Source organism: Nonomuraea zeae (assembly GCF_005889725.1).
Lineage (GTDB): Bacteria > Actinomycetota > Actinomycetes > Streptosporangiales > Streptosporangiaceae > Nonomuraea > Nonomuraea zeae.
This window is the reverse complement of the sequence record NZ_VCKX01000008.1, coordinates 36,832-56,015: the sequence shown is the minus strand read 5'-3', so window position 1 is coordinate 56,015 and position 19,184 is coordinate 36,832. Positions and strand designations below refer to the sequence as shown.

The following is a 19,184-nucleotide window of genomic DNA, read 5'->3' as shown; positions in this document are numbered from 1 at the left end:
TCTGGCGGGGGGTGGCGTCCGCATGACGCCTGACGACGTGGTCCGGCACACCAAGGACGTCGTGACCGAAGCGGGGGCGGCGTTCGGCCATGACCCGCTCTACCGGGCCCGCGGGCGGCAACTCGGGCTCTCCCGCTGGCCGTTCTACTTCGGCGGCCGGGCCGGGGTGCTCGGCGAGGTCGGGCCCGAGGTCGTCGCCGCCGCCTGCGGATTTTTTGCGCCCGATCTCGTACACGACTCGTGGGACGCGGCCAGGGCCGCGCTCCCGCTCGCCGCCATCGTGCGGGCCGACGTCGAGGAGTGCGCGCGCTGGGCCCGCACCGTCTACGGCGGGCTGCCGGGGCTGGAGCGGCTGGCCGGCCTGGCCGAGATGGTCGTGGCGGCGGCGGAGCCGGCCGGGCTGCCGCTGTTCGCCGCCTGGCGCGCCCATGTCGTCCAGGACGGCGACCCGGCAGCACGTGCGGGGCTGGCGCTGCTGCGTCTGCGCGAGCACCGAGGCGGCTGCCACCTGACCGCCGTCCTGGCCCATGGGCTCACTCCGCTGACGACCATCCTGGCCGGCCCCGGGGTGGGCAAGGCCGAGGCCAACGGCTGGCGCCTGCCCTGGCCCGCCCTGCCACCGGGCTCCGCGGCCGCTCTGGTGGGAGCGCGGAGGCTCACCGACCAGCTCGCCGCCGCGCCGTACGCCGCCCTGACCCCCGCCGAACGCGCCGACCTGGTCGATCTCCTGGGCCAGGTCGGCGAGGCTCACCGGCGACATCGCCAGAGCCTCGCCGCCGGCACCGACCTGAAGTGACAGGAGCTGACGGGAGCTGACGGGAGCTGACGGGATCAGGGCAGCGCGTAGCCCAGCAGTTGCTCGTAGATCAGGCCCTCGCAGTTGGCGTTGTCGGTGACGAGGTGGTCGCCGCTCGCCGCGCGGCAGCGGTAGAGCGGGACCGAGCCGGAGACCTGCGTGGTGTGGACGTGCCCGACCGGGCCCATCGCGAACTGGCCCTCGCAGCCGGGGTCACGCGTGAGCAGGGTGTGGGCGCCGACCTTGCATTCGTAGAGCGGCACCGTGCCGGCGGCCTGGTTGCGCAGCAGCCGCCAGGTGCGCTCCTGGGTGAAGCCGGCCGGCAGCAGGCGGGAGCTGGCCACGTGCCCCTTGCTCGCGTTGTAGCCGCGGCGGAGCCGGGTGTGGGGCAGGTCCTCGAAGCCGCACGACAGCTGTGGCGGCGACAGGTCGTTCCGGTTCGCCAGTGCCCAGGTGGCCCAGGCCGGCTTGGCGGACCCGTCGGCCCGCCGCAGGCCCACGCCCAGCCCGGCGGCCGTCTCGTCGGGATGGTCGGACATGCGGTGCCAGATGTAGCTCTCGATGCCCGGCGTGCCGAGCACGTTGCGGAAGGAGTTGCACAGCTGGGAGGACTGGGCGGACTCCGACGACGGCGACAGCGAGTTGACCCCGCTCTCGGTGAGCTGCACCTGCCAGGCCGACGGCGTGCTCGGGAACTGCTGCCGCAGCCAGCCCAGCAGGACACCGAGGTTGCCGTAGGTGACCCGCGGGAAGTCGTCGGCGGAGAACGCGGGCGCCAGCAGGTTCGGCGGGTACGGGTGGTAGGCCACCCGCCAGGCCCGGCCGCCGGCGCGGGCGGCGAGGCCGCGGAGCACGGTCATGCCCGACAGCTTGGCCTCGGAGCTCGCGGGCTGGTCGTAGGCCGTGCCGAAGTAGTGGTCGAGCGAGGTCAGCACCTTGGCCGTGGACTGCTGCGCGATGATCGCGTCGTAGGCGGCGTTGTAGACGGAGGCGATCGTGTTCAGCCAGGCCGTGGTGTCGCACGCCGTGCCCTGGCCGCAGCCGATGTCGAACCAGGCGTTGCTGTTCACCTCGTTCATGATGACGAAGTCGGCGATGCGGCCGTTGCCGTGCTGCCCGTCGTAGCGCTGGGCGAGCATGCCGGCGAAGCGTCCGTACTCGGCGGGGTCGTTCGGCACGCAGAACAGCTCGAACCCGGGGGCGGCCGGTGTGCAGACGCGGCCCTGCCTGGCCCAGGCGGGGGTGCCGTAGACGACGGCGGTGACGACGAGGCCGCGGCTCGTCCAGTCCTTGATCGCGGCGTCGACGGCGGAGCTGACCGTGTAGCAGCGTCCGCCGAACTCCTGGGCGCCCGCCGCGCAGGGCGGCGTCTTCACGCTGGGCTCCCAGTCGGCCCAGATGAGGTTCATGGCGACGCCGCCGGTGTTGTTGCCGGCGATCTCGTTCTTGTCCGGCCAGAAGTCGGGCTGCAGGCCCTTGATGCGGTAGTCGGATCGAGTCGGGTACGGGAGCGCGGCAGCGGCCTGCGCGGGCGCGGCTCGTGCGGGCCTAGCTTGCGCGGGCCCGGCCTGTGCGGGCGCGGCCTGTGCGGTTTGTGCGGGCCTGGCTTGTACACGCGCGGCTTGTGCGGCCTGTGCGGGTCCGGCGGCGAGCTGGCCGGCGAGGAGTAAGAGGAAGACGGCGAGATGGACGACCCAGCGCATGAGACCTCCTGAATTTAAACGTCTCAACAATGACCCGGGAACGGGCACCGGGCAACCCCCAGTTATCTGGGCAGCTTGCCGTTGAAACGTGTCTAGGCGGTCGTCGAGGCCCTGACCACCAGCTCGGGCTGGAAGACGATCTCCTGATGCCAGTGGCTCGCGTCGCCCCTGGCGTCGGTCAGCAGCAGCTCGGCCGCCGCCTGGCCGAGCTGATGCTTCGGCTGGCGGACCGAGGTGAGCGACGGCGACAGCAGCGCCGCGAACTCGACGTCGTCGTAGCCCATGACCGCCATGTCGTGCGGAACCCGGACGCCGCGCTGCTCCAGCCCGCGCAGCGCGCCCAGCGCCACGGTGTCGTTGACGCAGAACAGCGCCGTCGGCCGGTGCTTGCCGGGCAGCCGCTCCAGCGCGGCCTCGCCCTCCCGGGGGGTCAGCGCGGGCAGGGTGATCTCGGTGATCACCTCGGCCGGGTCGAGCCCGGCCGCGCGGACCGCCTTGATCAGCCCTTCCCTGCGGTCGGCGCACTGCCGCACGATCGACGGCCCGTTGAAGAAGCCGATGCGCCGGTGGCCGAGCGAGAGCAGGTGCGCGCCGGCCAGCTCGCCGCCCCTGACGTTGTCGACCGCGACCGCGCAGAGCTGCGAGTCGGGGTCGGGCCGGTCGAGCAGCACCATGCCGATCCCGCGCCTGCGCAGCTCCACCAGGTGGGAGATGTCCTGCCCCGCGGGCGTGATGAGGATGCCGGGCACGCGGTGCTGCTCGAGGATCTGGAGGTAGTAGGCCTCCTTCTCGATCGAGTCGCTGGAGCTGCACAGCACCAGCAGCAGCTCCTCCTGCGACAGCCGGGTCTCGATGCCGGGCAGCACCTCGGAGAAGAACGGGTTGCCGATGTCGCGCACCATGACGCCCACCGAGCGGCCGGAGCCGCCGCGCAGCTGCCGGGCGGGCGCGCTGGGCACGAAGCCGAGCGCCTTGATCGAGGCCCTGACCCGGCGCAGCGTCCGCTCCGCGACCAGCTCGGGCCGGTTGAGCACGTTGGAGACCGTGCCCACGGACACGCCCGCATGGGCCGCGACGTCGACCATGCTGAGCCGACGGCGCTCGCCCGGCTTGTGGATGTCGATCACCGGCGGACAGCCCTTCTGATCACACGGTAGGTGGGTCACCAGTCTATCTGTTGAAATGTTTCAGAGAAGTGACGTCCCCACGACGGCCGGTCGGCGGAGCATTGACGGAGAGACCTCGCGTTGCTTACGGTGCCTTCGATTGAAATGTTTCAATATCTGGAGGTCACTCATGAATCTGGCCGTGACCGATCTGCGGGTGGACGGACTGGCCGAGCCGCTGGGCCTGGACACGGGCGCCCCGGCGTTCTCGTGGCGGCTCGCCGGGGCCGGGCGTGGGCGGGCGCAGAGTGCGTACCGGCTGGTGGTGGCACGGGAGTGCGACCCCGTTGACGACCCCGTCGGCGGCCCCGTCGACGAGAACGCAGACGAGAACGCTGACGAGAGCGTGGGCGCGGGACGGGTCTGGGACAGTGGCGTCGTGACCTCGGCCGCTACGTACGACATCCCGTACGCCGGCGCGGAGCTGCGCCCGCGGACCCGCTACCAGTGGCGGGTGCGGGTGGCCGACGAGAGCGGCGCCTGGTCGGGGTGGAGCCCGGCGCACTGGTTCGAGACCGGGCTGATCGACGCCACCGGCTGGACGGCGGACTGGATCGGCACGCCGGCGGTGCCGGGGTCGCAGCGGTTGCCGTCGTTGGACAACGTGCCGCGCATCTGGGTGGCCGACCGGCTCGGGCCGTCCGCGTCGGCGACGGGGGCGTTCCGTACCCGGTTCGCCGTGCCGGGCGGCGCGCGGCCGTTGTCGGCGTGGCTGGTGATCGGCGGCGGGTCCGGCGTCGAGGTGCATCTCAACGGAGTGCCGGTGCCGGGTGAGACACGGGACGGGGCATTCGTCGCCGACGCGGGCGACCTGGTGGGCCCCGGCGAGAACGTGCTGGCGATCAGGTCCGGCGGGTCGGGGCTGTGCGTGCGGCTGGAGGTCGTCGTCGAGGGCCGGCCGGTGCTGCCGCAGCTCGTGCCGGTGGCCGGGGAGACCGCGGTGACCGTGACGTCGAGCGGCCGGTGGCGGACCAGTGACGACCCGGCCGCCGGGTTCGAGCGGCCGGGGTTCGACGACTCCGGGTGGGCGCTGGCGGAGGAGACCGGGCTGCACGGCGACCCGCCGCACGGCCGCGCGGCGATCGGCGACCGGCCCAGCCCCTACCTGCGGCGCGAGTTCGACGTGCCATCGCCGGTGCGCAGGGCCAGGCTGTACGCGACCGCGCTCGGCGTCTACGAGACGCATCTGAACGGGGTCCGGGTGGGCGCCGACCACCTCGCGCCCGGCTGGACCGACTACCGCCACCGCGTCACGTACCAGACCTACGACGTGACGGCGCTGGTGTCGGAAGGGCGCAACGCGCTCGGCGCGATCCTCGCCGACGGCTGGTACGCGGGCAACATCAGCTGGTTCGGCCCCTTCCAGTACGGCAGGCGACTGGCCTTTCGCGCCGAGCTGGAGATCCTGCACGACGACGGCACCGTGACCAGGGTGTGCACCGACCCGGAGTGGCGGGCGGGGTCGGGCGCGATCCGCTACGCCGACCTGCAGAACGGCGAGCGCCAGGACCTGGCCGCCGAGCCCTCCGGCTGGACGGCGCCCGGGTTCGACGACTCGGGGTGGGCGGCCGCGGTGCCCGTGAGCCCGCCCGGCGGCCGCCTGACCTCGGCCGTCGCCCCGCCGATCCGGGTGCACGAGGAGCTGGCGCCGGTGGCCGTGTGGGAGCGGCGGCCCGGCGTGTGGCTCGCGGACTTCGGCCAGAACGTGGTGGGGTGGGTCCGGCTGACCGGCCGCGCGAGCCGCGATCGGCCCGTCGTGCTGCGCCACGCCGAGGTGCTGGACCACGAGGGCGAGCTGCACCTGGCGAACCTGCGTTCGGCCAGGGCCACGGACGAGTTCCTCCCCCGCGCCCACGTGCCCGGCCCGCACGAAGGAAGAGGTACGTCCGGCCCGCACGAAGGAACAGGTACGTCCGGCCCGCACGAAGGAACAGGGACACCCGGCCCGCACGAAGGCGGGGCGGCGGCGTTCGAGACCGAGACGTTCGAGCCGCGGTTCACCTTCCACGGGTTCCGCTACGTCGAGGTGTCGGGGCTGCATGGGGCTCCCGAGTCGATCACAGCCCGGGTCGCCTACGCCGCCATGGAGCCGGCCGGCGAGTTCGCCTGCTCCGACGAGCGGCTCGTCCGGCTGCAGCGCAACATCGTGTGGGGGCAGCGGGGCAACTTCCTGGCGATCCCCACCGACTGCCCGCAGCGCGACGAGCGGCTCGGCTGGACCGGCGACATCTGGGCGTTCGCGCCCACGGCGCTGTTCAACTACGACGCCGCCGCGTTCCTGCGGAGCTGGCTGGCCGACGTGGTGGACGCGCAGGGCGACGACGGCGCGGTCACGCACGTGGCGCCCGACGTGCTGTCGGGGCGCGGCCTGTCGCCCAACCCCAAGGAGGCGGGCTCGCCCGGCTGGGGTGACGCGCTGGTGATGCTGCCGTGGACGCTGCACCGGCTGCGCGGCGACACCGGCGTCGCCGCGGCCTGCTTCGAGCCGATGCGCCGCTGGCTCGGCTACCTGGAGCGGCGTTCCGAGTGCGGGGTCTTCCCCGAGGAGGGGTTCGGCGACTGGCTGTCGATCGGCGCCGAGACCCCCAAGCGGCTCGTCGGCACCGCGATCTTCGCGCTGTCCGCCCGGCAGCTCGCGAGCCTCGCCGCCGCGCTCGGCCGCGACGGGGACGAGCGCGAGCTTCTGGAGCTGTACGGGCGGGTGCGCAAGGCGTTCCGTGCGGCCTTCGTCGAAGGGCCCGGCGTGGTGGCGAGCGGCACCCAGACCGCCTACGTGCTGGCCATCGCGGCCGGGCTGCTGGAGGAGCACGAGCTGCCGAGGGCCGCCGCGCGGCTGGCCGGCGACATCGAGGCGCGCGGCGGTCACCTGTCGACCGGATTCCTCGGCACGCCGTACCTGCTGGACGCGCTCACCTCGACCGGGCGGCTGGACGTGGCCTACCGGCTGCTGACGCAGGACACGTTCCCGTCCTGGCTCTACCCGGTCGTGCACGGGGACGCGACGACCATGTGGGAGCGATGGGACTCCTGGAGCCACCACCGGGGGCTGCAGGACCCGGGCATGAACTCCTTCAACCACTACGCCTACGGCGCCGTCGGCGACTGGATGTACCGGACGGTCGGCGGGCTCGCGCCGGGCTCGCCCGGCTACGCCGACATCGTCGTGCGCCCGCGCCCCGGTGGCGGGATCACGTGGGCGACCACCGCGCACCGGACCCCGCACGGCCGGGTGGAGATCGCCTGGCGGCAGGAGGGCGCGGAGTTCGCCCTCGACGTGGTCGTGCCGCCCAACACCCGCGCCGAGGTGCACCTGCCGGCGCCGCCCGAGCGGGTCACCGAGGGCGGCCGGCCCGCGTCGGAGGCGGAAGGGGTGACCTTCGACCGGCTCGCCGACGCCAGTGAGGGCCACAGCCCGATCGGCGAGTCCGGCGAAGGTCGCGAGGACGGCGAAGGTCGCGGAGATGGCGTAGGTCCCGGGGACGGCGGCGGTCGCGCGGGTCGCGGGGGCGCTGTGTACCGGGTCGGGTCCGGCTCGTACGCGTTCCGCACGTTTTAACGTTTCACCGCGATAGCCCTATAAGTCCCGAAATGTCGAGATTCGGCCGTCGCGGTGAACAAACCGTTATCCCAGGCTATTGACACAAATATCCCGGCATAGCGAGACTCGAAACGTGGCTGAAACGTTTAAATCGGGACAGCGCACGGCAAGGCGAAAGGCAGTTCCATCGTGACCAGCAGAAAGGTGCGCCGCCGGGTTCCGTGGGGCGTCTACCTCGTCCTCCTCCCCACGTTTGCGTTGCTCGCGGCGTTCGCGTACTACCCCGCACTGAACGGCATGATCCACTCGCTCTTCGAGTGGCGGCCCGGCTTCGACTCCCCCTTCACCGGGCTGGAGAACTACCGCACGATGCTCGGCGACGACCTGTGGTGGTCCTCCTTCCGCAACATCGGGATCATCTTCGTCTGGGCCGTCACGCTCATGTGGGTCTTCCCCCTGCTGGCCGCCGAGCTGGTCATGTCGCTGTCCAGCGAGCGGCTGCGCTTCGTCTTCCGTACGCTGCTCATCCTCCCGCTGGCCTTCCCGGCCGTGGTCAACGTGCTGCTCTGGCAGTTCATGTACGACCCGCGCGACGGCGTCATCAACAGCCTGCTGCGCGCGGTGGGCCTGGACGGCCTGGCGGGCAACTGGATCGGCGACCCCGACACCGCGCTCGTCGCGCTCATGACGATCGGCTTCCCCTGGGTGGCCAGCCTGCCGTTCCTGGTCTTCCTCTCGGCGCTGCAGAACGTGCCGGCCGAGATCTACCAGGCCGCCGAGGTCGACGGCGCCGGCCGGCTGCGCCGCTTCTGGAGCATCGACCTGCCGATGATGCTGCGCGACGTCAAGCTGCTGTTCGTGCTGGCGGTGATCTCGGTGCTCCAGTACGGCATGCAGGCGCACATCATGACCAAGGGCGGCCCCGACAACGCCACTCAGGTGCCCGTGCTGCGCATGCTCGACGCCGCCTTCGTGGACACGAGCTGGGGATACGCGGCGACCCTCGGCACCGTGCTGTTCGCGCTGACGCTCGGGGTGAGCGTCCTCGCGCTGGTGCTCGGCAGGAAGGCGGAGGCATGAGCCGTACGCGCAGAACCAACCTGGTGGCCGGCGCCGCGCTGTCGGTCCTGGCGTTCGTCGGGCTGTTCCCCTACCTGTTCATGGTGGCGGCGTCGGTCAAGGACAACGAGCAGTTCTTCACCAGCTACTGGTCGCCGGCCTGGCCGATCCACCTGGGCAACTACGCGGTGGCCTGGGAGCAGGTCAGCCCGTACCTGTTCACCTCGTTCGTGGTGGCGGCGCTGGCCATCGCGGGCACGCTGCTGCTGGCCCCGGCGGCGGCGTACGTCTTCGCCCGCTACCGCTTCCCCGGCCGCAACGCGCTGTTCGGGCTGGTCGCGGCGCTGCTCATGGTGCCGTCCGTCACCAGCCTGATCCCGCTGTTCGTGCTGATGCGGGACCTGGGCATCCTCGACAGCCGCCTGGTGCTGATCGTCCCGCACGTCACCGCGAACACGGTCTTCGGGATCGTCATCATGCGCACGTACATGGCGCAGATCCCGGAGGAGATCTTCGAGGCGGCGCGGGTGGACGGCGCCGGCGGGATCCGCGTGTTCGCCGCCCTGATGCTGCCGCTCGCGCGTCCGGTCATCGGCACGGTGGCGCTGATGACCGTGCTCGGCGTCTGGAACGACTACTTCTGGCCGCTGCTCACCGTGCAGACCGACGAGTTCCGCACGATCCCCGCCGGCCTGGCCTTCTTCGCCAACCAGAACGTGCAGCAGTGGGGCCCGCTGTTCGCCGGCTACGCGCTGGCCAGCCTGCCGCTGCTGATCCTGTTCACGTTCCTGTCCAAGTGGTTCCTGGCCGGGATCCAGGGCGGCATCGTCTCCGGCAAGTGAGCTCGCTCCCCTTCGCCGAGGCGTACGACGTGATTGAAACGTATCAATAGAAAGGACCGGCTCCCATGAGAACACCCCCCAAGAGCGGGCTCGCGGCCTCAGCCGTGCTGCTCGCGCTCACAGGCAGCGGCTGCGGCCTGTTGGGCACCGGCGACAAGGCTGAATCGGGGACCGACGGCAAGGTCACGATCACGCTGGCCGGGCCGAACCAGTGGAACGCCAGCGGCAGCAGCTTCGGCCCCGCCTGGGAGGCGCTCGTCGACTCCTTCGAGAAGCGCGAGCCCGGCATCGAGGTGAAGACCCAGGTGCTCCCCCTCGACGGCTTCTCCCAGACGATCACCACCCAGCTCGCCGCCGGCACCGCGCCCGAGCTGGTCTTCAACCAGCCGCCGCACAAGGCGCACGAGGTGCACGCGCTCGACGCCGAGCTGCAGAAGCCCAACCCGTACGTGCCGGGCAACCAGCGCTGGCTCGACGTGTTCAAGAAGGAGTATTTCGGCCCGGACGTCTCCAAGGCGCTCAGCAAGGAGAGCGGGAAGCTGGAGTACATCCCGTTCAACCTGGTCGCGATCGGCCTGTTCTACAACAAGGACGCCTTCACCAAGGCGGGCATCGACCAGCCGCCCGCCACCTGGGCGGACTTCAGGACCGCCTGCACGAAGCTGAAGGACGCCGGCTTCGACCCCATCGCCCTCGACAAGGGCGGCCTGGCCCCGGGCTGGACGTGGGAGTCGATCAGCACCCAGCTCATCGACAAGTACTACGACAAGTGGAACCAGTTCGACGCTACCGGCAAGCCCGGCCAGGCGCCGACCGTGACGGAGAAGTCGATCAGCAAGGCGATCAAGCAGGGCGAGCTCACCACCAAGACGCCCGAGGTGGCCGAGTCACTCAAGCTCTACAAGGAGTTCTTCGACTGCGGCACGCCCAACTGGACCGGCGTGGCCGACGGGGGCGCGACGGTCGGCTACCGCGACTTCGTCTCCGGCAAGGCCGCCATGTCGTGGGGCACCGACTTCGCGGTCGAGGCGCTGAAGAAGGACGCGAAGTTCGGGCTCGGCACGATGCCGTTCCCGACGATCACCAAGGCCAGCTCCCCGCTGTCGACCGACGTCCCGGCGAGGTACGGCGCATCGATCGGCGGCACCAGCTACATGATCCCCTCGACGGTCAAGGACGAGAAGTACGCCGCCACGATCAAGTTCCTGCAGTACATGAGCTCGCCGGCGATCAAGCCGTGGCTGGACGCGACCGGCGGCCTGCCCGCCATCCAGGGCGTCGAGCCCTCGCCGGAGACCGCCGGGCTCCTGTCGGGCGAGTGGGGCAAGTCGTACCGGGTGACGGCCCTGCCGGGCGGCCCCGAGGGGACCTCGTTCCGCGACGTGTTCGACGGCTACCTGCTCGGCGAGCGCTCGCTGGAGGAGGAGCTGGCCGACCTGGCGAAGTGGTGGGAGCGCGGGATCGAGGCCGGGATCAAGAAGAACGCCTGGGGCGACGAGGACTGGGCCAAGTAGGAGGAGTTGGGATGCGCTTATTGATCGCCTTGGTGCTGGCCGTGCCGGCGCTGTTCGTGACCGGGCCCGCGCACGCCGCGGCCGACACGGGGGTGACCGGGGTCGAGGTCGGCGAGAGCACGATCACCGTCACCGGCTCGGTCCCCGGACGGGCCGAGCTGTACGCCCTGGACACCTGGCAGGACGACCACACCGGAGAGACGCCGGTCGCGACGGTCGAGGCGGGCGAGTTCCGCGTCGAGGTGCCGCGCATGGACGGCGACCAGGACCGGCTCTACGACAAGTTCCGCACCGTGGGGGCGGACGGCCCGCTGGGCGAGGTGCACTACGCCGACCGGCTCACCTTCGCCTCGACCGGCCAGGCCCCCTACCCCGACCTGCCGGGCAAGAAGGGCCTGCAGGTGCAGATGACCGACGACGCCGAGGAGATCGGCGTCCAGCACGCGGGCATCAACCTGGCTCTCGACTCGGTCATGATGGCCGGGCCGGGCGCGCCGGGCAACACCATCGAGTTCGTCTCGCAGGGCCGGACCTACCACTTCGACCGGGGCGCGGTCGCCGGCCTGGACGCCCAGGTCAAGCCGCTGTCGGACAACGGCGTGCTGGTCAACCTGATCGTGCTGGTCTACAACAGCACGGCGCCCAACTCGGCCGCGGCCAAGCTCATCCATCCCGACGCGGAGCTGGGCAAGGGCACGGTGTACGCGTTCAACACCAAGACGGCCGAGGGCGAGGGGTACTTCACGGCCGCGATGGAGTTCTTCGCCCAGCGCTACAGCCGGGCCGACGCCAAGTACGGGCGGGCGTGGGGCTGGATCGTCGGCAACGAGATCGACGCCCAGCAGTTCTGGTACAACATGGGCCCGCAGGACCGGGACGTGTTCCTCGATCACTACGCCCGCGCTATGCGGCTGACCTGGCAGGCGGTGCGCAAGGCCGACGCCGCCGCGCGCGTCTACACCTCGCTCACGCACTTCTGGACGGGTGCGGCGAACGACGACCCGAAGTACACCTACAAGGGCAGGGACGTGGTCGACGGGCTCAACGCCCTCACCAAGCGGCAGGGCGACTTCGACTGGAACATCGCCTACCACCCGTACCCGGAGAACCTCTTCAACCCGGCGTTCTGGCACGACAAGACCGCCACGGACAGCTTCGACTCGCTGCGGATCACGTTTAAGAACATCGACGTCCTGCCGCGCTACCTCGCGCAGGAGGCCCTGACCTACCGGGGTGAGCGGCGGCGGGTGATCCTGTCCGAGCAGGGGCTCAACTCGCAGGACTACTCCGACCAGGAGCTGAAGCTGCAGGCGGCGGCCTACGCGTACGCCTACTACAAGGTCGCCTTCGCGGACGGCATCGACTCCTTCATCCTGCACCGGCACGTGGACCACAAGCAGGAGGGCGGGCTCAGGCTCGGCCTGTGGACGTGGGACGAGGAGCACCCGGCGCCGTCCAACGCCGGCGAGCGCAAGCCCATCCACGAGGTGTTCGAGGACATCGACACCGCGCGGTCGCTGGAGGTGACCGAGTTCGCCAAGGAGATCATCGGGATCTCCGACTGGAAGGACGTCATCCCCGGCTTCGACGCGGCCAAGCTCGCCGTCAGGAAGCCGCCGTCCGTGGTGGGGGTGCAGCTCGACGCCAAGCCGGTGGCCGAGCGGGTGATCTCCGACTTCGAGCAGGACACCGGCGGCTGGCGGCCGTCCGACAACGCCGCGGCGGTGGAACAGGTGGCCGTGGACGGCGGGCACGCCCTGCGCGTGCGCTTCGACCGCGACCTGCCCGGCTGGTCGCAGTACGCCAAGTCGTACAAGGGCGCCGACCTGCTGCTGGACCGGCCGCTCGACGCCACGCGCAGCTCGCAGGTCTCGGTCTCGATCCGGGTCCCGGAGAGCGCCGACGACCGCTTCAAGCCGGGCAACGCCTTCTCCGCCAAGATCCGGGTCTACGGGCGGGACGGCGCGGTGGCCGAGGGCGTGGGTGCGATCGACCCCGCGCTCGGCTGGAACCGGCTCACCCTCGACCTGTCCCGCTGGGCTCCGCGCAAGGCGATCTCCCGGGTCAAGGTGTGGGTACGCGGCTCGGTGGGCTCCGACTGGGCGGGCTCGTACGAGATCGACCGGCTGAGCCTGGCGGCGGCGGCGCTGCCCGACCTCGACCGGCGCAACGTCGAGGTGGCCGCGACGACCGCCGAGCGCGGCCGGATCGGCTCCACGGTCACGTTCACCGTGACCAACCGCGACGTGCTGCCGATGGCCGGCAAGGTCAGGCTCACCGCCTGCGACGGCGTGGGCGTCGACCCGGCGGCCCTGTCCGTGACCGGCCTGCGTACCGGGGCGAGCCGCACGTTCGAGACGAAGCTGACCGCGTACGGGCCCGCGAACCAGGACTATCCCGTGGTGTGCGCGTCCTACCTGCGGCAGGAGCAGCGGGTCACGTTCCGGCTGCCGCCCGAGGCCGCCTACGTGCCGCCGGCGCCGGACGCCTTCGCCAACCAGGAGCTGGCCGACGGCTTCGACGCGGCGGGCGCGTACCAGGTGCACAAGGTGGAGCCGGAGGGCAAGGAGCTGCCGCAGGTGAGCTACGACGGCGGCGCGCTGTCGGCGGGGCACCCGTCGGCGAGCTGGTTCGGGCTGATGTCGTCGGGCGTCTCCCCGCGCAACCCGGCGTTCAGCACGGCGATCACCATCAGGAAGTTCCAGCAGAGCTCCACCGACATGGACACCGTCTACACCGGCCTGGTGCAGGACGGGAAGACGGACGTGGTGGCGTTCTACGTCAACACCCACAAGTTCGCCGGCTTCGAGGTGCGTGGGCCGCAGGTGCCCGGCGGGCTGGCGGTCTTCGGGATCAAGCAGGGCGTCACCGTCCCCGACGGCGGCCGGTTCGCGCTGTCGCTGGTGGGCAACCGGGCCGCCATGTACGCCGACTCGGGGTCGGGCTGGAAGCTCGTCACGGCGGCGACGCTGGAGCACCTGCCGAAGCTGTCGGACCCGGACGTGCGGGCGGGCTACCGCTACGGGTTCGGCGTGCGCGGTGACGGCGGGGCGACCCCGCTCGTGCTCGACGCGGTGGAGGGCCGCAGCATCTCCTGAGAGCGGGGCCATGGCCGGGAGCGGCTCCGCCTCCCGGCCATGCGCCTGCCCGCGGCGCGCGGGCAGGCGGGGGCTCGTGATCAGGAGCCGCAGACCAGCTCCCCTTCTGGCACCGGAAGCGCGTTCTCCAGGAAATCCCTGGTGGACGTGGCGTAGGCCGAGCAGAGCAGGTTGCCGACGCGCGTCGCCCTGCCGTCGCCGAAGCGCCGGGTGGCGATGCCCATGGCGTTCACGCTGCGCTCCACGGCGACGCTGGACACTCCGATCACCGTGTCGCCGTTCCGGTCGACCCAGCGGAACGCCTCCCAGATCAGCGCGCGGGCCAGCGGGCCGAAGCCGGCCGCCAGCCCGCGTGACCAGGTGCGGCCGGCGGCCAGGCGGCTGAGCTCCCAGACGGCCGGGTCACAGGGAGCGTGGCCGCCGCGCAGCGTCTCGGAGAAGACGTCGCGCAGCATGTAGGGACCGTCGGTGGGCAGCAGCCGGCAGCAGCCCGTGATCTCCTCGCAGCCGTCCGCGTACCCGATCACGTAGACCGGATCGCAGTCGTCGTAGCGGTCGCGCTCCCTGCCGTGCGCGCTGCGGACGTCCCAGCGCAGGCGTTCGTAGAACACCTCGTGGCGAAGGCGGAACATGCCGTCCAACAGCCACGCGGGCAGCTCGCCCGCCCGCCCGGCCACGACCCGTTGCGTGCATTTCTCCCCCGGTGAAGCCTTCACGAGCACCCTCCGCGAATGATCCCGATGATCGCCTGCTTCTGGTGTTCGCGGGACGACGGTCCGCGGACCACGGGGGCCGCACTTCGTTATCCGGCCGCGCCGTCCTCCAGGCCGAGCGCGGCGGCGCTGCGTCCGGTGATCTCCGCCAGCAGCTCGGGACGGTCCGCCAGCGGGGTGCCGTACGCGGGCACCAGGGTGCGCAGCGCGGGCCGCCAGCCCGGCAGGCGATCGGGGAAGCCGCGTTCGAGCACGTCGAGCATGATCGCCACTGAGGCGGAGGCGCCGGGCGAGGCCCCGAGCAGCGCGGCGAGCCCGCCGTGGGCCGAGGTCACGACCTCGGTGCCGAACCCGGCGATCGAGCCCCGGCCGGCCACCCGCTTGACGACCTGCACCCGCTGGCCGGCGGTGACGACCTCCCAGTCCTCCGGCCGCGCGTCGGGGACGAACCGGCGCAGCGCCCGCAGCCGGCCGCTCTCCGTCTGCGTGAGCTGCCCGACGAGATAGCGCAGCAGGCCGAGGTTGTCCCGTGCGGCGCCCACGAGCGTCCCGGCGTTCCGGCGGGTCACCGACCGTGGCAGGTCGGTGAGGCGGCCGCGCTTGAGGAAGCGCGGCGAGAACGCGGCGAAGGGGCCGAACATGAGGTAGGCGCGGCCGTCCACGACACGGGTGTCGAGGTGCGGCACCGACAGCGACGGCGCGCCGGGCTCCGCGTGGCTGTAGACCTTCGCGTGGTGGCGGGCCACCAGCTCCGGCCGGTCCGTACGCAGGAAGCGCCCGCTGATGGGGAAGCCGCCGTACCCCTTGGTCTCCGGCACGCCCGCGCTCTGGAGCAGCGGCAGCGTGCCCCCGCCCGCGCCGAGGAAGACGAAGGACCCGCGGACGCCGTAGTCGCGGGCTCCCGCCAGATCCCGCACCCGCAGGCGCCAGGACCGGTCGTCCCTGCTGAGGGAGCGCACCTCGTGCCCGGAGCGCACCTCGACGCCGTCGCGCGCCAGGGCGGCGAAGAGCCGCCGGGTGAGCACTCCGTAGTCGACGTCCGTGCCCCCGCGCGTGCGGCAGACGGCGACGTCCCCGCCGCCGGGACGGCCGCCGAACATCAGCGGCAGCCACTCCGCCATGACCTGCCGGTCGCGGGTGAACTCCAGCCCGCCGAACAGCGGGTGCCCGCGCAGGGCCTCGTGGCGCAGGCGGAGGTGCTCCACCCCGGCGGCGCCGTGCCCGAAGCCGAAGTGGGGGACCGAGCGGATGAAGCCGGCCGGATCGCCGAGCGTGCCCTCCTCCACCAGCCGGGCCCAGAGCTGCCGGGACAGCTGGAACTGCTCGTTGACGGCGATCGCGCCGCTGACGTCGATCGAGCCGCCCGCACCGAGCGGGGTGTAGTTGAACTCGCAGAGCCCGGCGTGGCCGGTGCCTGCGTTGTTCCAGGCCGACGAGCTCTCCAGGCCGAGCCCGTCCAGCCGCTCCAGCACGAGGATCGACCAGTCCGGCTGCACGCGCCGCAGCAGCACGCCGAGGGTGGCGCTCATGATCCCGCCGCCCACCAGCACCACGTCGTAGCTCGATCCTCGCCCGCTCACCTGATGTCCTCTCGCGGCCCGCCACCTGTCATACGAGTATCTGACTTGTATAACAGGTGGGCTGGCGTGCCCGCGAAACGGCGTCAGGCGGTCAGACGCCGGCCTGTGCCAGGACGTCCCCGAGCCCGGACGCGTCCAGCCGGGTCGAGATGTACCAGGCGGTGCCCGCACCGGCCTGGTGCCGGGTGATCGCCGGGCCCCCGCCGGGGTAGGTCGCGGTCGCCGTGGCGCCGGTCAGGTGGACGGTCTCGCTCCAGAAGGTGCCGATCGTCCCGTCGGACAGCGTGACGGGGGCGGTCAGGGGGTGGAGCTCCTCGACGCGGACGCCGAGCAGGTCGCGCAGGGCGCCGGGGTAGCCGCCCAGCCGGACGCGGGTGTCGGGGTCGGCGATGCCGCTGAAGTACGACACGACCAGGGTGCCGCCGCCCTCGACGTACGCGGTGAGGTTGGCGACCGCCTCGTCGGAGATCAGGTAGAGGGACGGCATCAGCACAGCCCGATAGCGCGAAATATCGTGGGAAGGGTGGACGAAGTCGGTGGCGATGCCCCGCTGCCACAGCACCCGGTGCGCCTGCTCCACCGACGCGCGGAAGTCCAGCCCGGCCGTGGGCAGGGCGGGGTTCTGCAGCGCCCAGGCGGCCTCGTCGTCCCAGAGGATGGCCACCTCGGCCGCCTCGGGCTCCGCCGGGGCGAGCGAGCTGAGCGTCCGGCCCAGCTCGGTGATCTCGCGGAAGACCCGGCTGTCGGGGCCGGCGTGCGGGACCATGCCCTGGCACCACTGCTCCGCCCCGCCCTGCGAAGCGCGCCACTGGAAGTGCAGCACTCCGGCGGCCCCGCGGGCCACGTAGTCGAGGCTGCGCCGCACGTGCTCCCCCGGCTCCAGCGCGAGCGTCCGCTCGGGGGTGTACATCGCCGCGACCCCCTGCTCCATCAGCAGCCACGGCTTCCCGCGCGCCCAGGAGCGGGCCAGGTCGGAGGCGAGTGCGACCTGGGCGAGCCCGTCGTCGCCGGGCTGGTCGGTGTAGTGGTCGATCCCCACGAGATCGACCTCGGCCGACCACTTCCAGTGGTCCAGCGGCGTCCACCCGGCCATGACGTAGTTGGTGGTCACCGGCTGCGGCCCGTGGGCGCGCAGGATGTCGCGCTGCTCGCGGTAGTGGGCGAGCAGCGCGTCGGAGCAGAAGCGCCGGTAGTCCAGCAGGTGGGCGGGGTTCGAGCGGTACTGGGTGACCCGCGGCGGCATGATCTGCTCCCACGCCGAGTAGTGCTGGCTCCAGAACGCCGTGGACCAGGCGTCGTTGAGCGCGTCGAGGGACTTGTGCCGGTCGCGCAGCCAGTCGCGGAAGGCCGCCGCGCAGTGGTCGCAGTAGCAGGTCGTGCCGTACTCGTTGTGCACGTGCCACATCACCGTCGCCGGGTGCGCGCCGTACCGCTCGGCCAGCGCCGTCGCGATGCGGCGCGAGGCCGCCCGGTAGGCGGGGACGTTGACGCAGTACGTGTCCCGGCTGCCGTGCGTGAGCCGGGTGCCGTCGGCCCGCACCGGCATCGCGTCCGGATGGGCCAGACCGAACCACGGCGGCGGAGAGGCCGTCGGGGTCGCCAGGTTGACCTGGATGTCGTTGTCGTGCAGCAGGTCCATGACGCGATCGAGCCAGCCGAAGTCGTGCATGCCCTCGGCAGGCTCGAGCCGGCCCCAGGAGAAGACCCCCACGGTGGCGAGGTTGACCTTCGCCTCCCGCATCAGCCGGACGTCCTCCAGCCAGACGTCCTCGGGCCACTGCTCGGGGTTGTAGTCTCCGCCGAAATACATGTTCTCTCCATCAGGGGATGTCACGGCCGCGCCGTCAGTCGCTGCCGGTTACGAAACTCTGGATGGCCACGACCGCGCCGCCGCGGGCCCATTCGCGAAAGTCGTCCACTTCGATCAGCACGTCGACCGAGTCCGGCCGGCCGCGCCGGTTCGCGCTGAGCGCCCGGTCGAGACCGTCCTTCGCCACGCGGGCCAGCTCCACGCCCTCACCGGCCACGATCACCGTCTTGACCATGGAGTACGTCGCGACCTGGGCGATGAGCCTGCCGAGCGCGTCCGCGGCCTCGCCGACGACGCCGAGGCACACCTTGTCCCCGTCCGCGGCCAGGCGCATGACCTCCTCGTACGTCACCGGCCGCCGCAGGCCCTGCCTGGCCGCGGTCACGATCGACTCGCTGGCCAGGTAGGCGGAGGCGCACCCGCGGTGGCCCTCCCCGCACATCGGCCCGCCGCCGTTCAGCACCAGGTGGGCGAACATCCCCAGGTCCGACTCGGCCGCCGGCACCAGGTGGTCGTGCACGACGAGGGCGTAGCCGACTCCCGCCCCGATCGAGACGAGCGCGAAGTCGCGCAGCCCGCGGGCCGCGCCGAACCAGTGGTGCTGATGGCTCAGCGCCGCCACGTCGTTCTTGATCACGCACGGGACGCCCAGCGCCTCCTCCAGCAGCGACTTGAGCGGCACCTGCCGCCAGCCGAGATACGACGAGTCGACCAGCCGCTCACCGCCGAGCTGGGCCGCCGAGCGGGCGTCGCCGCCGAGCGTGACGCCCGCGCCCACCGGCGCCTCCTCGCCGCCGGACAGCTCGTCGAGCAGCCGCCTGACCTGGCGGCACACCGCCTGGGGAGCGTGGTCGGGGATCGGCTCGTCGCGGGCCGCGACGATCTGGGCACGCAGGTCGGTGATGACCGCGTGGACGCGGTCCGCGGTCAGCTTGACGCCGAAGAAGCGGTGCTCGCCCGCGGCCACGTCCAGCGGACGGGTCGGGCGGCCGTTGACCGGGTCGTGCACCACGTCGCCTTCGACGAGGAGCCCGGCGTCGACCATGGGCTTGGTCAGCCTGGTGAGGCTGCCTGTGGACAGGCGCAGAGTCCTGGCCAGCGCGGTCCTGGACTGCGGACCGTGGATGATGAGCTCCTTGACGATGGAGCGTGCCGCGTCGGGCAAGACGTCCCACATGCCGCACCATCTTTGGGGCTTCACCCGCATCAGCGCCAGCCTCTCTTACTTGATTTCGCGGCAAAGCTAGCATGTCCGGCACGTCACGACGCGCTCACATAACACCTCTGAAATCTATGCACAAGTAGTGACATGCCTCTCACCTTGTCTCTAGGTTGGCTTTGTTGCAAAGCCAGCTCGCTTTGCAT

Annotated in this window: 12 protein-coding genes; 6 read left to right on the top strand and 6 right to left on the bottom strand. The window is 71.6% G+C overall.

Going from position 1 to position 19,184, the window contains the following annotated elements; translation table 11 throughout:
- The first annotated feature begins 22 nt into the window (after window positions 1–22).
- Window positions 23–796 (top strand): SCO6745 family protein, encoded by a 774-nt coding sequence (locus tag ETD85_RS04355; protein WP_138688277.1) that lies wholly within the window; start codon window positions 23–25, stop codon window positions 794–796.
- A 35-nt stretch (window positions 797–831) separates the two neighbouring features.
- Here the strand turns inward: ETD85_RS04355 and ETD85_RS04350 are convergent, their stop codons facing one another.
- Both ETD85_RS04350 and ETD85_RS04345 read right to left on the bottom strand, forming a co-directional pair.
- On the bottom strand, window positions 832–2,499 hold the full coding sequence (locus tag ETD85_RS04350; RefSeq protein WP_206058068.1) for a DUF5722 domain-containing protein: 1,668 nt from the start codon (window positions 2,497–2,499) through the stop codon (window positions 832–834).
- Window positions 2,500–2,591: 92 nt separating this feature from the next.
- Window positions 2,592–3,626 (bottom strand): LacI family DNA-binding transcriptional regulator, encoded by a 1,035-nt coding sequence (locus tag ETD85_RS04345; protein WP_240778951.1) that lies wholly within the window; start codon window positions 3,624–3,626, stop codon window positions 2,592–2,594.
- A gap of 169 nt (window positions 3,627–3,795) precedes the next feature.
- Between ETD85_RS04345 and ETD85_RS04340 the strand changes: the two genes are divergently transcribed.
- From ETD85_RS04340 to ETD85_RS04320, 5 genes are all read left to right on the top strand, one after another.
- Window positions 3,796–7,221, top strand: coding sequence for a glycoside hydrolase family 78 protein (locus ETD85_RS04340; RefSeq protein ID WP_138688276.1), 3,426 nt, complete (start codon window positions 3,796–3,798; stop codon window positions 7,219–7,221).
- A 171-nt stretch (window positions 7,222–7,392) separates the two neighbouring features.
- Window positions 7,393–8,283 (top strand): carbohydrate ABC transporter permease, encoded by an 891-nt coding sequence (locus ETD85_RS04335; RefSeq protein ID WP_240778950.1) that lies wholly within the window; start codon window positions 7,393–7,395, stop codon window positions 8,281–8,283.
- Window positions 8,280–9,104 carry a carbohydrate ABC transporter permease gene (locus tag ETD85_RS04330; protein ID WP_138688274.1) on the top strand — a complete coding sequence of 275 codons (825 nt, stop codon included), beginning with the start codon at window positions 8,280–8,282 and terminating at the stop codon, window positions 9,102–9,104. The genes ETD85_RS04335 and ETD85_RS04330 overlap by 4 nt, the downstream gene beginning before the upstream one ends.
- Window positions 9,105–9,169: 65 nt before the next feature.
- Window positions 9,170–10,618: an ABC transporter substrate-binding protein gene (locus ETD85_RS04325; RefSeq protein ID WP_138688273.1), complete on the top strand. Its 1,449-nt coding sequence runs from the start codon at window positions 9,170–9,172 to the stop codon at window positions 10,616–10,618.
- 11 nt (window positions 10,619–10,629) lie between these two features.
- Complete coding sequence (locus ETD85_RS04320; protein ID WP_138688272.1) at window positions 10,630–13,716, top strand: DUF5722 domain-containing protein; 3,087 nt, start codon at window positions 10,630–10,632, stop codon at window positions 13,714–13,716.
- A gap of 80 nt (window positions 13,717–13,796) precedes the next feature.
- Here the strand turns inward: ETD85_RS04320 and ETD85_RS04315 are convergent, their stop codons facing one another.
- The 4 genes from ETD85_RS04315 to ETD85_RS04300 form a co-directional block, all read right to left on the bottom strand.
- Window positions 13,797–14,432, bottom strand: a complete 636-nt coding sequence (locus ETD85_RS04315) for an acyl-homoserine-lactone synthase (RefSeq protein WP_138688271.1) — start codon at window positions 14,430–14,432, stop codon at window positions 13,797–13,799.
- An 86-nt stretch (window positions 14,433–14,518) separates the two neighbouring features.
- Window positions 14,519–16,009, bottom strand: a complete 1,491-nt coding sequence (gene mqo / locus ETD85_RS04310) for a malate dehydrogenase (quinone) (protein ID WP_240778949.1) — start codon at window positions 16,007–16,009, stop codon at window positions 14,519–14,521.
- 91 nt (window positions 16,010–16,100) lie between these two features.
- Complete coding sequence (locus ETD85_RS04305) at window positions 16,101–17,819, bottom strand: beta-galactosidase (protein ID WP_240778948.1); 1,719 nt, start codon at window positions 17,817–17,819, stop codon at window positions 16,101–16,103.
- A 34-nt stretch (window positions 17,820–17,853) separates the two neighbouring features.
- Window positions 17,854–18,996 (bottom strand): ROK family transcriptional regulator, encoded by a 1,143-nt coding sequence (locus ETD85_RS04300; RefSeq protein ID WP_170246490.1) that lies wholly within the window; start codon window positions 18,994–18,996, stop codon window positions 17,854–17,856.
- Between the last annotated feature and the right edge of the window lie 188 nt (window positions 18,997–19,184).